The following is a 13,393-nucleotide window of genomic DNA, read 5'->3' as shown; positions in this document are numbered from 1 at the left end:
CAGTTAAATAATCTTAACTGTAGCCGCCACGGGCAAATCTGGCGATGTTTTTATTCCTCTATTAACGTCCTCTTCTCACGCTGCACAGGCTCAGCGGTCTTTTCCCCCAACCACCAGCGCCAGAAGCGGTTGGTACTGATAAGCCACTCAATCTCTTGCTTTTTTTCGACCTGTCGATCATGCTCATCTCATGCAGATTAAGCGCAGCGGTTCGAATACGGGACAGGCAGATGCCCCTCGCCTTTGATTAAAGAGCCTGATTAACCAAGGCTCTTTATTGTCAGTCCGATATTTCCTGAAAATGTAGTTCGTTACGTTTACGAGATCCTGACTTGCCAGTAGATAAAAGTATCTGCACTGGTATTCATGATGATGCCCGTACTGTCACGATGGATCCCACATTAAAGGTACAAACTGGTAACCATCGTCAGGTTTAACTACGTGGCCCATCGAGGGGAATGAAAAATGAAAACCCTGAAGAAGGATCTTATCTTTCACAATCCGGTCATAAAGTTGTCGACGTGTTTTTTCAGCCAAATCAGGATCCATATCTGACCATCCATGCCATTCAGGATGGCGTATAAACAGAGCCGGATGCGTTGTCACGTCCCCCTGAACAATGGCGGTGTGATTTTCAGAACTGATTATAAATGAAGAGTGGCCCGGGGTGTGGCCGGGGGTTGCAATAGACGTTACCCCCGGGGCAACCTCTTCATCGGGTTCGAATTTATGCAGGTTGGTTCCAATGATGCCAAATATATTTCTGGCACGTTCAAAGTTCGTTTTTATTCCTTCTGTGGCGGCATTTTTCATATTGCTGTCACTCATCCAGAACGCATATTCTGCTGCCGGAACATAAATCTGTGAGTCCGGAAATGCTGGCTTATTATCAGCAGTAATTAAGCCTCCGATGTGGTCAGCATGAAAATGTGTAATTAAAACTTTATCAATCTGTTTTGTACTGAATCCTGCTGCCGAAAGGTTCCGGTGGAACTGTCCCCCGATGCCCTTACTTTGTTGAAACGCATTTTCCCCCAGCCCCGTGTCAATCACTACCGTTTGACCTTTTGTTTTAAGGAGCACAGGAGTAAAGGTCAGCGTGATTGTGTCCGGATCTAAAAAATTGTTTGTAAGTTCCGATGTAACAACCTGTGGGCTGGCATTCAAGACAAAGTTATCCCTGCGCGGAAAACTGTTTGAACCATCTGTGATTGAATAAAGCTCAGCCGACCCCAGCGTGTGGCGATAAATGCCGGCATTGGGAGAGTAAGGAGAGGTCCTCGTTTTCGGGTCTTTATTCACTGCGGCGAATGAAGGGATACCCGTAAGGGATGATATCGCTGCGATTGAGGCGGAACCCGCCAGAAGAGTACGTCGAGAGATGCTGTTCATTTTCTGTACCTGTCCTTTGCCCGGCATTGCGGGGCTCTGTGTTTAACTACGGCAGAAACTGAACTATAAATGAACAGAAAAATGAAATTAAGACATAAACCAGTATAATGGTTATACTGAAAATTAATAAATCCTGAATAATTCATCATGAATAAGATTGATTTAACTGACTTAAATACCTTCATCACGCTTGCTGAGGAGCTCAGTTTTACAAAAGCGTCGGTGCGACTGGAAACATCACAGTCTGCTTTGAGTCATGCCCTTAAACGGCTTGAAATGCGTCTGGGCGTACGGCTTTTTACACGTTCAACCCGCCAGGTTTCCCTGACTCAGGCTGGAGAACAGCTTTATAACACTCTGCAGCCCGCTTTTGAGAGCATCGCTCTGGGTCTCAACGAAGTCGGAGCGTTAAGGGAAAAACCGTCAGGATCTATTCGTATTACTGCTCCGCCCTATGCAGCGAGGCAAATTCTGTTTCCTGTTATCAGGACGTTCAACGAAGATTATCCTGACGTAAAATTTGATATCAGCGTTGATTCCGGATTCCGGGATATCATATCCGAAAGGTTTGATGCGGGGGTTCGCCTTGGCGAATTAGTCGCAACTAATATGGTTGCACTTCGCATAAGCCCGGATATGAGAATGTCAGTAGTCGCTTCCCACACGTATATTGAACGCTACGGATTACCGAAACATCCGGCTGAGCTGGCAGCTCATAATTGCATTAATTTCAGACTGCCAACAAATGGAGGAAATTATATCTGGGAGTTTGACGACGGAAGAAAAAAAGTCAACGTAAGAGTTGATGGACAGCTCACTTTCAATGATACCGATCTGATCGTTGAGGCAGTAGTACAGGGTGCGGGGATAGCCTGTCTTACCGAAGCCCAGGCCAGAGAGTTAGTGAACGCAGGCAGGCTTGTGCGCATGTTAGAAGAGTGGTGTCAAAGTTTTCCGGGTTACCATATCTTCTATCCAGAGCGGAAAAACAATTCAGCAGCGTTCAGATTATTTATAGAACGCCTGAGAATGAAAAATAATAGCAATTTTTAGCCATTTAGCTTGTCCGCTTCGTGCCAGATGCAACGCTGGAGCGTCTCTATATTGTTATACGAGGCATCTCGGTACGATCAATACAGCCCAGGCCCTGTAATGTCGCATGGACAGCTTCATCAAGAGGAGTGTGAGGCTCGGCACCTAAAAAATTCACCAGTTTCGTATTGTCCAGGCGAACCGGCTGGCGCCACAGGTACCGCATCTCGAGAAGTTCGCGTAAGGTTGCGTTGAAAGGTGCTGCCAGGTACATCAACCACAACGGAAATGATTGTATTTTGGCCATGCCGCCATAGCGTGCCGCTGTGCGTTGAATCGCGCTGACCATTTCGCTGCCGTCGGTATCCCAGTGACCTTGCATATGAAAACGTGCAAAGGGCTCAAGCTCCTCGCGTCGTGCCAGCAGCGCAGCTATCGTTTCCGCGACATCAGGTAAGTAAGCCCACTGGTGACCGGTTGCAAACGAAGCTGGATTGGTAATGACGCCAGGCAGCTTGCCGGGCTTAATCAGACCTTGAGAAAACCAGTTATTACCGGCGCGCGGACCAAAAAAATCCCCCGCGCGGACGATCAATACCCGTCCGCCACGCTGCGAATAGGCCGCCAGTTCATTCTCCATTTGCACCCTGATCGCTCCCTTCCTGGTGACCGGCATCTGCTGAGCATCTTCCCGTAATAGCGGAAAAGCGTCAGGTCCATAGTTGTAAACGGTACCGGGAAGCACGATCAAGGCGCCGGTTCGTTCTGCTGCGCCAATCGTGTTGCGCAGCATAGGCAGCACCAGATGCTTCCAGTTTCTGTAGCCGGGCGGATTAACGGCGTGAACGATCGCGCTACAGTCTGCTGCCGCAGCGGCGACCTGCTCCGGGTCGAGAGCGTCGCCCCCTATCCACTGGATGTCACCACGTCGTTCACTGCCATGAAGTCCTCGTTTTAGTGCACGAACGTCCCATTTTTTCTGAATAAGCCGGCGCGCCGTTTCACCACCGATTCCGCCGGTTGCGCCAAGTATCAGGACCTTGCCTCGGGTTTCCATATTGTCTGCCTCTTTGCTGATTTGACCTTGACAGCGTACGTACAGGCAGAGCTAAATGGAATTGCATATCTTTATAGGGCAGCTATACAAATTTGTATGAATACATCTATCCCATGGGAGTGGTACCGAACATTTCTGGCTGTGCTCAGGGAAGGCTCGCTTTCCGGCGCATCACGCAGGCTTTCGATTACGCAGCCTACGGCGGGACGGCATATCGCTGCGCTTGAATCCGCTCTGGGCCAGGTGTTGTTCACGCGGTCGCAGACGGGCTTGCTGGCGACTGAAACGGCGCTGGCGCTGAGGGTGCATGCCGAAGCGATGGAGAGCACCGCGAATACGCTAGCGCGCACAGCCTCCAACTTTAGTCATAACAGCGCGTCCATTCATGGCGTCGTCCGCGTCTCCGCGAGTGACGTTATCGGCGTTGAGGTTCTGCCGCCGCTTATTGCCAGGCTCAGGGAGTCTCACCCACAAATAACGATTGAATTAGTTCTGTCGAACCGGGTTCAGGATTTACTGCACAGGGAAGCCGATATTGCTGTACGCATGACGACGCCAGTACAGGAACAGCTTATTGCGCGTCGCGTTGGCCGCATTGAACTCGGTCTCCACGCATCAACGTCCTATCTTGCACAACATGGCACGCCTGAAAATAGCGAAGATCTGCTGAAACATGCGCTGGTTGGCTTTGATCAGGATACGCCTTTCATCCGTAAGGCCCTGGAAAAATTCCCTCAGCTAAGCCGGAATGCATTTTCCATGCGCACCGACAGCGACGTGGCTCAGCTGAATCTTATTCGCGCCGGGGCCGGCATTGGCATATGCCAGGTGCAGTTGGCCAATGGCTCTGTTCCACTGCGGAGGTTACTGCCGAATTTCTTTTCTTTCTATCTTGATACCTGGATCGTCATGCACGAAGACCTGCGCAATAGTCTGTGCTGCAAATTGGTTTTCGATGTTCTGGCAAAGGGATTAGAGGAATATATCGGCCAGAAACAGGCACAGTGAATCGCCATGGAGAAATGGTCCCTTTAAAGTGCCTGTATACTCCGCGCGTTTTCTCCGGGAGGAATCCCGCTCCTCGGTCATGCCGGCCGCTACGCCCTCCTCCGGCAGCTCCGCGTCGATGCAGAAACCGCGATGACCATGGTTCTGCATGAGCGCAACACACGATCCTGCGCATCATCATTATCTGTCTTTACTCTCACAGCCTTAACGCTATAGCTAAATGGGCATTGGTGGAGTTTGGTAGACAGCGTTGTGCCTGGAGCGGAAAGCGGGTCCAATTAATACAATCAGCGCAATGCTTTTGAGAAACACACGGCTTCTGTCCTACCGACATAGGGGCCGTAATTTTCAATACGAATATATCCATTTTTCTCGTAGAAATTTACTGCCCGATGGTTGATGTGTCGGGTTTCCAGTCTGAGTTCGCTATATCCCATATCTTTTGCAGATGTTTCCAGAAAAGTGAGTAAAGCTCCCCCAACTCCAGGCACGCTTCGGTCTGAAAACATTCTTTTAAGCTCGGCTATATTTTGCGTTATCGGCCGAATAGCGCCGCATCCTATTGCTTCGCCATGAGTATTCTTTGCCAATACCCATAAGGCTTTGTCATCATTCATTGCTTCAACGGTGAAATTGCTTTTGCCACTATCCCCCGTAATAGCGGCAAGTTCAGCTGATAGCATTTCGATTAAGCGATGGGATTCTGAAGAAAATGGATCGGATTTCTCTACAGTTATCATGGTCGTATCCTATAAATGAGAGTAACCAGCATAAAGTATCCTGCCTCAGAAAGCATGAACCGAAACTGATGCTGGAAGAGTATCCTTTCCCAAACTATCCCGGGGATGTTATGTCTGCTATTAGCTCATAGCGGAGATTCAACTCAGTAAGTTCGTCCGCTCCGTGCCAGGAGCGGACGTTGTCTTCTCCCTGGTTCGCTATTAAACAGTATACGTGTGACCGGGTTGTCCCCCCGGATTTCGAACTGACAGGGTTAGATACGTTTATAGATAGCCCATCAAAAATGGGGAACGTTTAATGAAGGGGCGCTCGATCTGGGAAACCATTCGTTTTTTGTTAGGTCAACCGCGTAGTTGCCATATAAGTAGAATCAACTTTGAAGGTCCCACTCGCGAAAAACTGGGAGATTAAGGCTCCATTTGGCGACGTAGAGCAGAGTGTTCAACTTCCATTCCTCGCTCATAGCAGACATTCGGTACTATTTTTCCAGTCCAGTTTGTGCGAGACCAGCCTCATCAGGCAACCCCATCCCGTCGACGTCACGCCATCAGCGAGCGAGACGAGAGCGTCGCTGCGGTGGCAAAAACTTCCCCTTCCCCGTCTGTTCTGTTGACTTATTCTGTAAAAAGATTACTTTTCAGGACATGAAGAAGATACTTATTATTGTCCCGGATGGCGGCATGCTGTTTGAATCCGCCGGTATTGCCGACATTCTGATGCAGGCCAACCGTCTGCACCCGGAAGGCGCCGGGGAGCTTTGCTACCAGGTCCAGCTAGCGACCACCCAGCCGCATCAGGTGATCCATGGTCAGTCCGGTTTAAATCTGCTGGCCGATCATCGCCTTCATGAGATAGACCCTCGCGAGCCGCTCGATACCATCATGATTACCGGCAGAGGTCAAAACCCGCAGGAAGGGGTTGCGGTGGTTGACTGGCTGCGCCTTGCGGCTCCCCATGCCCGCCGCATTGCCTCCATATGCGGCGGAGCCCTGCTGCTGGCGCAAACCGGGCTGCTGGACGGCAGGCGAGCCACTACCCACTGGAAGCTACTGGATACCCTGCAGGCGGAATTTCCTCAGGTACGCGTCGAAGGCGGTCCGCTCTATATTCAGGACGAACACATCTGGACCTCTGGCGGGGTCAGTTCCGGCTTCGACCTCACCCTGGCGCTGGTTGAAGAGGACTACGGCTTCAGCCTGGCGCGCGATATTGCTCAGGATTTCGTCATGTACCTGCGTCGTCCCGGCGGCCAGCTGCAGTTTAGCCGCTACAACCTTCAGCAGACCAGCACCCTGGGCCCCATTAACGATCTGCTGGCGTGGTTGCTCGCAAACCTCACCACCGATCTCAGCGTGGATAAACTGGCGGAAAGAGTCGCCATGAGTCCAAGGAATTTCACCCGCGTATTTACCCGGGAAACCGGTGCTTCGCCGGCGCGCTACGTCGCCGAAGCCCGTCTGGCCGCCGCGCGGCAGCGTCTGGAGCAAACTAACGAGACGCTGGATCGTATCGCCGAACAAACTGGATTTGGCAGCAGCATTAACCTGCGACGGCTGTTTGAAAAACAGCTTCACCTCACACCCGGGGAATATCGCCAGCGATTTCACTGTCGCAAAATGGCGTAAAGTGATCCTTTTTTGTCATTTACGCCAAAGCCTGCCCGGCCTACTCTGACGCCAGAGACAATGGATAAGGAGTTAATCATGGTAAAGGTCGGTATTAACGGTTTTGGCCGTATCGGACGCAACGTACTGCGCGCTGCACTGGGCACTTCGGATATTCAGATTGTGGCGATCAACGATTTGACGGACAGCAAAACGCTGGCGCATCTGCTGAAATACGATTCGCTGCTCGGTAAGCTCGACGCGGACGTTACCGCCGGTGAAGGGCAGCTTGTGGTTGACGGTAAACCCATAACCGTATTCAGCGAACGCGACCCGGCCAATATCCCGTGGCATCAGCGTGAAGTCGATATCGTCATTGAAGCCACCGGATTCTTCACCGATCGCGACAAGGCGGCGGTGCATATCCACAGCGGTGGCGCAAAGCGCGTGATTATCTCCGCCCCCGGCAAAAACGATGATTTAACCATCGTGATGGGCGTTAACGATGGCCTCTACTCCCCGGATAAACACTTCGTGGTCAGCAACGGTAGCTGCACCACCAACGGTCTGGCGCCTGCCGCGCAGGTTCTGCACCAGCATTTCGGTATTAAGCACGGTTTGATGAACACCACCCACGCCTACACCAACAGCCAGGCCCTGCACGATCAGCCGGAAAAAGATCTGCGCGGCGCTCGCGCCGCCGCGCTGTCGATAGTGCCTTACTCCAGCGGCGCAGCGAAGGCGCTGGGCAAAGTTATTCCTGAGCTGGATGGCCGCTTAACGGGATACTCGCTGCGCGTCCCGGTACCGGTGGTGTCTATTGTCGACCTGACCGTGACGCTGGCGCGAGAGGTGACAGCCGAAGAGGTGAACAATGCCTTTCGTGAAGCCGCCGCGGCGGGGCCGCTAAAAGGGATCCTCGGCTATAGCGATGAACCGCTCGTCTCCAGCGACTACCAGGGTGACCCGCGCTCGTCGATTATCGACGGTCTGTCAACGCTGGTGATTGGCGGCAATATGGTTAAAATTTTGGCGTGGTACGACAATGAATGGGGATTCTCTAACCGCCTCGTTGACCTGGCGCTGATGATGGCAAGGTGTGAGCGTTAATTCACTGCGGGTGTTATTGCTAGTTGACATCACTCTGTCGCGGAGAGCTTCCCTGGTGACGCGCAGCAGGCTCCTCTGAGCGCCTGATAAAAAGCATAAATGCCCTCGAAGGGCATTTATGCTTTAGCGGTAATGTGCGAGGGTCAGTATTTACTTAACCACTATTCCTGCGGGGCCGGAAAATAGTCAGTGCACAAATAGCGCGATTAAAATAATGATAGGGATTGGCACACCCAGAAAGAAAAGCAATATTGAACGCATAGGTTCCTCCCGTATAATGAGTATTAGACGTTATAAATCACGCTGACGGCCGCCATAGGTGGCACAGAGACTGGCAACAAAAGCGCCAATTAACAGAGAAATAAATGACCACAGAGTGACGTAGCTGGTGGTTTTTCTGGCGGCGTCTGCGGCCTGCTGCGCTTTATCTTTTGCCTCTTTCAAATTAGCCTGGGCTTTATCATAAACCGCCTGTACCCGCTGCTCGGCCTCTTGCTGACTGATGCCGGTATTCTGAGAAACCAGCTGCGCCACATAGGTCAGATCATCCTGGGGAAGCGCGCCAGAATAAATACTGTTAGCAAAAATGCCCGTCACCTCGGCTAATTGAGCGGGTGACTCCGCCTTTGGCGGCGCCGGCTGATTCATGGCCATAACATCATTGCCCGATGCGTTGCTGTTACCTGCCGGAGTGGAGCCGCTAGCCCTGAACAGCGAGCGGGTAAAATATTCCATCGATGACTTCGATAACATCGATGATCCCTCCCCCGCGTTATTCACGGCGGTTGCCGTCGCGCCCCCGGCAACGGAACCAATGACTTTTGCGCTGCCGCCAATGAGTGAACTGATGGTGGTGGTTAAAAGGACGGCTGATACCAGCAGCGCCACCGCCCATGTCAGAAAGCCATGCGCCGTATCGCGGAAATAGATTTCATTGGTATGCGTATCAACCCATTTAGTCCGAAGCCGTCCGGCCAGATATCCCCCCATTCCTGACGCCACAATTTGGGTAAACGTCAGCCAGGCGATGGCGGCAATACCGACGGTACCCGCCGCAAGACCTTGATTTTCCCAGGGAGAGATTGAGGTGAGGCCTAATCCGGCGCCAAGCATGAGCAGCATAAGCGCCAGCGAGGCGGCAGCGGCGGCGCCTGCAAATATCGCCCCCCATGAAACCGCGCTCGCGCTGTTTACAGCAGCCGCAGGCAAGTGCCTGGCCGCTTCCTGACTGCTTATATTGGTAGAGTCGTAGATATTCGTCATTTACGTTGTCCTTTGAAATAACTCAATTAGCCCGGTGTCGTTTTACACAAACGTCCAGAGCAGGAATTTACCTGCCAGACCCAGGGCAATATCGAGCGGGATAATTATCGTCAGCAGCCATCACTCGCTGCTTAAATTTTGGGCATTCGACACAAAGCCAATTATCTGAATTAATACGAACGAGCAGTGTATGAATTTAATCAACAATTTGATTTTAGTAGATGATTTTATTTTAACCATTTTTTATCTTCAGAAATATTGCCGTATAGCTGTAACTACTTGTTAGCAATGAATTTCCAGGCGCAGGGGATTATGTGGCGAAAATATGTACTGTGGATAGAGGTTAGCCAGCTCAGATAGAATTATCTTATTTTTGTAGTGGTAATTAACTGAATAGCCTTGTTTATTAAAAGTGGCGTTAGTTTTTTATTTGCATTATCTGCTATTTCATATACCCGCCGGCAACGTAAATAATCGCCCGCTGCTGATATCGCAGCAGATGAACAGATTGAGAGAGGCACGGGGAAGCGGTCACTCCCGCCTCATGGCGATCGCGATGGCTCCCCCGGCATCCCTGCTTCATGCCCGTTCCGCCCCGGACTCATTGGCCCTTTTGATTAATTAGCGGGCAGATAACGCAAAGCGCTGCTCAAGTACATTCGCAATCTCATCGTCTTCCAGCCGCTGCTTTTCTACCCGATCCGCGGTAATGCTCTTGAGCGTATTGCCCAGCAGAATAAAGCGCCCCTCGGGCTGATGCTGTATAACCAGCAGCTTTTGTACAAAGACCGCGTCGGGGTGCGTGGAGTTAAGGAAATTGGCCGGAGCAAAATCAATCCATTCCTGAGGTGACAGGTCAAAACCATATTGATTGGCCCAGCTTCCCTCAACTTTTGCCTGCAGCAGATAGTCGCCGTGCGCATCGCGGCTAAGCCGGAACGTATCGAAATCCTGGATAATGTCCGTATCAAGTTCATCCAGGGCCAGCGGCGCGCGAATACCGTAGCTCCCAAAGCCAAGGTCGCAAAGCCACTGACGGCCCTCGACTTCCGCGACGACCGCCATATGGGTTTTAGGCCGGCGCGCGGGATAGAACATGGGCCGCGCCGCGACAAACCGCCAGGCAATGCCCAGCGCTTCCAGCGCCATGGTAAACAGCCCGTTGAGTTCATAGCAGTAGCCGCCCCGTCTCTGCCGTAAGAGCTTGTTGGCAATATCATCGGGCGCCATCGACACGATTTTACCTGCCTGTACGTCCAGATTTTCGAAGGGGATGGCAAAGAGCTGGTGACGCATGAGCGCGTGTAGCGTTGCGGTATCCGCTGCCGCAGGCCCGCTATAGCCTATGCGGCGGAAGTAAAGTGAAAGGTCAAAACTGTCGCTGTGCATGTGATTTCCCCGGCTGGTTGGTGTGGAACACACTATAGATGGCGCCCCGCTTCGCCTGTATAGTCAGATTTATCAAAAAGCAGACTATACAGATGACGATGTCCGAAATATCCCCGCCGACGCCCCACTACCGCCGTATAGCCGATATGCTGCGGCTGACGCTTGCTTCAGGCGCTTTACGGGCAGGCGATCGCATTATCTCCGCGCGTAAACTGGCCGAACGCGAGCAGGTCAGCCTCCCCACGGCCCTGGAAGCGCTGCGTTATCTTGAGGCGGAGGGTCTGATTATCGCGCGACCGCGTTCAGGCTATTTTGTCCGCCAGCCAGCCGCCTCCGGAAACGAACAGCGCGCTGCCTCTTTGCCCGGTCCGGTGCCGGTGACTATGTCCGCCATTGCCCGGTCGCTGTTCGGTAGCGCTGAAGCGCGTCTGGTGCCGCTTGGCGCCGCGCTACCCGATCCCGCCTGGCTTCCCGTGGATGCACTACAGCGGGCACTGCACACCGCCGGTCGTCGGCTTGATGCGCGCGGGCAGAGCTACAGCCTGCCCCCGGGAAGAGCGGACCTGCGCAGAAAGATTGCCGCACGCGCTGCGCAGTGGGGCGCCCTTTTTGGCGCGGATGACCTTATCATTACGGCAGGCGCAACCCAGGCGCTACGTTTGGCGCTTCGCGCGGTATGCCAGCCGGGCGATGCTGTCGCGATTGAGCAGCCCGCCTACTTCGGCACGCTTCTGCTGCTGGAAGATCTGGGTCTGAAAGCGTTACAGATCCCCACAGACCCGATTGAAGGCTTATTGTTGGCGCCCCTTGAAGAGGCTATCCAGCGCCACCGCCCTGCGGCCGTGCTTGCCTCACCCACAGTGCAAAATCCGCTGGGTGCCAGCATGCCCGTGGCGCGCAAACAGGCGCTGGTGGCGCTGCTCGCCGATAAGGGCATCCCGCTCATTGAGGACGATGTGTATGGCGATCTGGCCGGTGGCGCCCAGCGTCCGCCCGCGTGTAAAGCCTTCGACAGGGACGGAAATGTGATTTATTGCAGTTCGCTGTCGAAAACCCTGGCGCCGGGCTGGCGAATTGGCTGGATTGCTGCCGGACGCTATCACTCCGCGGTATTGCAGGCCCGCATGGCCGGAGAATGGGCAGGCGCGCCGCTGATTGAAGCCGCGGCAAACGAGATCCTCGCCAGCGGCGATTACGACAGGCACCTGCGGCACCTGAAGCTGCGGATTGCGGAAGGTATGCGCGCTATCATCACCCGAGTTGAAGCTTGCTTCCCACCGGGCACGCGCGTCGCGGCTCCGGAAGCCGGCTTTTTGATTTGGGTTCAACTCCCCTCCAGGATAGATGCGCTGGAGGTACATCGTCGCGCACTCGCCCTGGGCATTGGCGTCAGTCCGGGGCCGCTGTTTTCCCCGGGCGCGGCGGAACTGCAAAACTACCTGCGCCTGAACGGTGCGAATGAACCCACCCCCGCGCTTTTGCATGCCGTTGAACAGCTCGGTATCGTATGCCACGAATTGGCCAGGGAACATTGACAGCGGCTATTGCCCGGGGCCGGTCAATTGGAGATAAAACCAGGATAGGGTAACCAATCGGGACGGGCAACGTGTCGGCCGCCTCCTCGGGGTGAACCGCGCGCTTTTTTCAAGCGCGCGGACACAGGCAGACTGAACCAGCTCTTCGACAACCAGAACCAGCCCATAGCGCCACAGGCGTGTCAGATGTGCAGCAAGATGCTGACGGACGCCGCTGGTCGTAATTTTTTATCCTCATACTCATATTCAGGACTCAGGATGACCGTCGATCGCAGCCTGAAGATCCCGGTACTCCTCGCAGCTATGGCCGCACAGCGTGGCGATAGTTTTCAATTGCTCTTTTGCCAGGTCAGGACGGCCTTTCGCCAGCCATGCTTCACCAAGGTATTCACGTACTTTGGCATAGGTCGGATCGAGCGCGATTGAACGCTGATAGTAGCCAATGCCCTCATCGGTACGGCCCAGCTTACGCGTGGCATAGCCCCGGTAATTCCAGGCTTCCGCGGTATCGCCATTTTTCAGGGTGTTGAGCAGGTCCAGGGCCGCCTGGTACTCCCCTTTTTTGGCCAGATGATAGGCATAACGCGTTTTATCTTCATCGCTGAGCTGGCTTGTTTTTTCAGGTACGCACTGTTTTTTCGTGCTGTCATACACCTGACCGCTGGGGCAGTCCGGCGTTTTGCTATTGGTACTATTGTCACCTGCGGCCAAAACCGGCGTGGTCAGCAGAGCAAACACCACGGGCAGCAGCAGACGTTGATTAATGGCGGAATGTAAAAACGACAACGTGTTCATAGTGAACTCCGGGTTAACGAAAAGAACGGCAAGGCAGCATACGACGCGGTATGCTGTCCCGTAGCAGATAGTGAGGGAAAAGCGCGCAGCAAATATGACCGGCCCGCCGCTTTTTTTCAGGGGCGTTCCCCGCTCCAGCGGCTCCCGGATATGTGCGCTTGCAAACAGGAAAATGACATTGGCTGCGGTGACCCAATGCCGTGCCAGGGTAAAACTATCGCGGCACTGTTGTGTTAGCGGTTGCGTTGTTGCAGTCATAAATGATGACTCCATCAGTACGTTGATGATGAGTTAACGCCACAACCTTTTAATCTATTCGATAAAAAATACGTTTTTTCGTTTTTTATCGCCGGGCTCAGGTACGATCCTTCTTCGCGCCCTCGTATGAGTATATATCCCCGTTTATTCCTTCACATTTCTGGCGACGCAGCGAAGAGGAGTATCTGGTCGCCAAATATCAGTGATAG

At 53.1% G+C, this 13,393-nt stretch carries 11 protein-coding genes and 3 pseudogenes; 6 read left to right on the top strand and 8 right to left on the bottom strand.

Annotation, left to right across the window (positions count from 1 at the left end):
• Positions 1–384: 384 nt before the first annotated feature.
• On the bottom strand, positions 385–1,392 hold the full coding sequence (locus tag ABLU88_RS02060) for an MBL fold metallo-hydrolase (protein WP_348836134.1): 1,008 nt from the start codon (positions 1,390–1,392) through the stop codon (positions 385–387).
• Between the two features lie 147 nt (positions 1,393–1,539).
• Between ABLU88_RS02060 and ABLU88_RS02055 the strand changes: the two genes are divergently transcribed.
• On the top strand, positions 1,540–2,445 hold the full coding sequence (locus ABLU88_RS02055) for a LysR family transcriptional regulator (protein ID WP_348836133.1): 906 nt from the start codon (positions 1,540–1,542) through the stop codon (positions 2,443–2,445).
• Between the two features lie 46 nt (positions 2,446–2,491).
• Here the strand turns inward: ABLU88_RS02055 and ABLU88_RS02050 are convergent, their stop codons facing one another.
• Complete coding sequence (locus ABLU88_RS02050; RefSeq protein ID WP_348836132.1) at positions 2,492–3,481, bottom strand: NAD-dependent epimerase/dehydratase family protein; 990 nt, start codon at positions 3,479–3,481, stop codon at positions 2,492–2,494.
• A 96-nt stretch (positions 3,482–3,577) separates the two neighbouring features.
• On the opposite strand from ABLU88_RS02050, the gene ABLU88_RS02045 reads away from it, so the two are divergent.
• Positions 3,578–4,489: a LysR family transcriptional regulator gene (locus tag ABLU88_RS02045; protein WP_348836131.1), complete on the top strand. Its 912-nt coding sequence runs from the start codon at positions 3,578–3,580 to the stop codon at positions 4,487–4,489.
• 287 nt (positions 4,490–4,776) lie between these two features.
• On the opposite strand, the gene ABLU88_RS02040 is transcribed toward ABLU88_RS02045, so the two are convergent.
• The gene (locus ABLU88_RS02040) at positions 4,777–5,229 is read right to left on the bottom strand and encodes a GNAT family N-acetyltransferase (protein ID WP_014229171.1); all 453 of its coding nucleotides are present in this window, start codon (positions 5,227–5,229) and stop codon (positions 4,777–4,779) included.
• A 200-nt stretch (positions 5,230–5,429) separates the two neighbouring features.
• Between ABLU88_RS02040 and ABLU88_RS02035 the strand changes: the two are divergent.
• The 3 genes and pseudogenes from ABLU88_RS02035 (at position 5,430) to gap (ending at position 7,944) form a co-directional block, all read left to right on the top strand.
• Positions 5,430–5,641 (top strand): annotated as a pseudogene (locus ABLU88_RS02035) (hypothetical protein).
• A 233-nt stretch (positions 5,642–5,874) separates the two neighbouring features.
• Complete coding sequence (locus ABLU88_RS02030; protein ID WP_048263748.1) at positions 5,875–6,855, top strand: helix-turn-helix domain-containing protein; 981 nt, start codon at positions 5,875–5,877, stop codon at positions 6,853–6,855.
• A 78-nt stretch (positions 6,856–6,933) separates the two neighbouring features.
• A complete protein-coding gene (gene gap, locus ABLU88_RS02025) occupies positions 6,934–7,944 on the top strand; it encodes a type I glyceraldehyde-3-phosphate dehydrogenase (RefSeq protein ID WP_348836130.1) in 1,011 nt (336 codons plus the stop codon).
• Between the two features lie 291 nt (positions 7,945–8,235).
• Here the strand turns inward: gap and ABLU88_RS02020 are convergent, their stop codons facing one another.
• Positions 8,236–9,207: a hypothetical protein gene (locus tag ABLU88_RS02020; RefSeq protein WP_042945071.1), complete on the bottom strand. Its 972-nt coding sequence runs from the start codon at positions 9,205–9,207 to the stop codon at positions 8,236–8,238.
• 621 nt (positions 9,208–9,828) lie between these two features.
• Positions 9,829–10,596 carry an arylamine N-acetyltransferase gene (locus ABLU88_RS02015; RefSeq protein WP_348836129.1) on the bottom strand — a complete coding sequence of 256 codons (768 nt, stop codon included), beginning with the start codon at positions 10,594–10,596 and terminating at the stop codon, positions 9,829–9,831.
• A 38-nt stretch (positions 10,597–10,634) separates the two neighbouring features.
• Here ABLU88_RS02015 and ABLU88_RS02010 point away from each other — a divergent pair, with 38 nt between their 5' ends.
• On the top strand, positions 10,635–12,131 hold the full coding sequence (locus ABLU88_RS02010; RefSeq protein WP_064406356.1) for a PLP-dependent aminotransferase family protein: 1,497 nt from the start codon (positions 10,635–10,637) through the stop codon (positions 12,129–12,131).
• 87 nt (positions 12,132–12,218) lie between these two features.
• On the opposite strand, the pseudogene ABLU88_RS02005 reads toward ABLU88_RS02010, so the two are convergent.
• From ABLU88_RS02005 to ABLU88_RS01995, 3 genes and pseudogenes are all read right to left on the bottom strand, one after another.
• Positions 12,219–12,391 (bottom strand): annotated as a pseudogene (locus ABLU88_RS02005) (RNA polymerase sigma factor); the annotation flags it as partial.
• Positions 12,378–12,926, bottom strand: a complete 549-nt coding sequence (locus ABLU88_RS02000; RefSeq protein ID WP_014838337.1) for a tetratricopeptide repeat protein — start codon at positions 12,924–12,926, stop codon at positions 12,378–12,380. The pseudogene ABLU88_RS02005 and the gene ABLU88_RS02000, both read right to left, overlap by 14 nt.
• A 111-nt stretch (positions 12,927–13,037) precedes the next feature.
• A pseudogene (locus ABLU88_RS01995) lies at positions 13,038–13,184 on the bottom strand (cytochrome b); the annotation flags it as partial.
• Positions 13,185–13,393: the final 209 nt, after the last annotated feature.

The sequence above is a fragment of the Klebsiella sp. GW_Kp182 genome (assembly GCF_040062275.1).
Taxonomy (GTDB): domain Bacteria; phylum Pseudomonadota; class Gammaproteobacteria; order Enterobacterales; family Enterobacteriaceae; genus Klebsiella; species Klebsiella michiganensis.
This window is presented reverse-complemented; position numbering and strand designations above follow the sequence as displayed.

Bases quoted from the DNA above. Each gene is read 5' to 3' on its own strand.
- ABLU88_RS02040 (WP_014229171.1), bottom strand. From the start codon at position 5,229: ATGATAACTGTAGAGAAATCCGATCCATTTTCTTCAGAATCCCATCGC.
- ABLU88_RS02050 (WP_348836132.1), bottom strand. From the start codon at position 3,481: ATGGAAACCCGAGGCAAGGTCCTGATACTTGGCGCAACCGGCGGAATC.
- ABLU88_RS02010 (WP_064406356.1), top strand. From the start codon at position 10,635: ATGGCGCCCCGCTTCGCCTGTATAGTCAGATTTATCAAAAAGCAGACT.
- ABLU88_RS02045 (WP_348836131.1), top strand. From the start codon at position 3,578: ATGAATACATCTATCCCATGGGAGTGGTACCGAACATTTCTGGCTGTG.
- ABLU88_RS02055 (WP_348836133.1), top strand. From the start codon at position 1,540: ATGAATAAGATTGATTTAACTGACTTAAATACCTTCATCACGCTTGCT.
- gap (WP_348836130.1), top strand. From the start codon at position 6,934: ATGGTAAAGGTCGGTATTAACGGTTTTGGCCGTATCGGACGCAACGTA.
- ABLU88_RS02020 (WP_042945071.1), bottom strand. From the start codon at position 9,207: ATGACGAATATCTACGACTCTACCAATATAAGCAGTCAGGAAGCGGCC.
- ABLU88_RS02060 (WP_348836134.1), bottom strand. From the start codon at position 1,392: ATGAACAGCATCTCTCGACGTACTCTTCTGGCGGGTTCCGCCTCAATC.
- ABLU88_RS02030 (WP_048263748.1), top strand. From the start codon at position 5,875: ATGAAGAAGATACTTATTATTGTCCCGGATGGCGGCATGCTGTTTGAA.
- ABLU88_RS02015 (WP_348836129.1), bottom strand. From the start codon at position 10,596: ATGCACAGCGACAGTTTTGACCTTTCACTTTACTTCCGCCGCATAGGC.
- ABLU88_RS02000 (WP_014838337.1), bottom strand. From the start codon at position 12,926: ATGAACACGTTGTCGTTTTTACATTCCGCCATTAATCAACGTCTGCTG.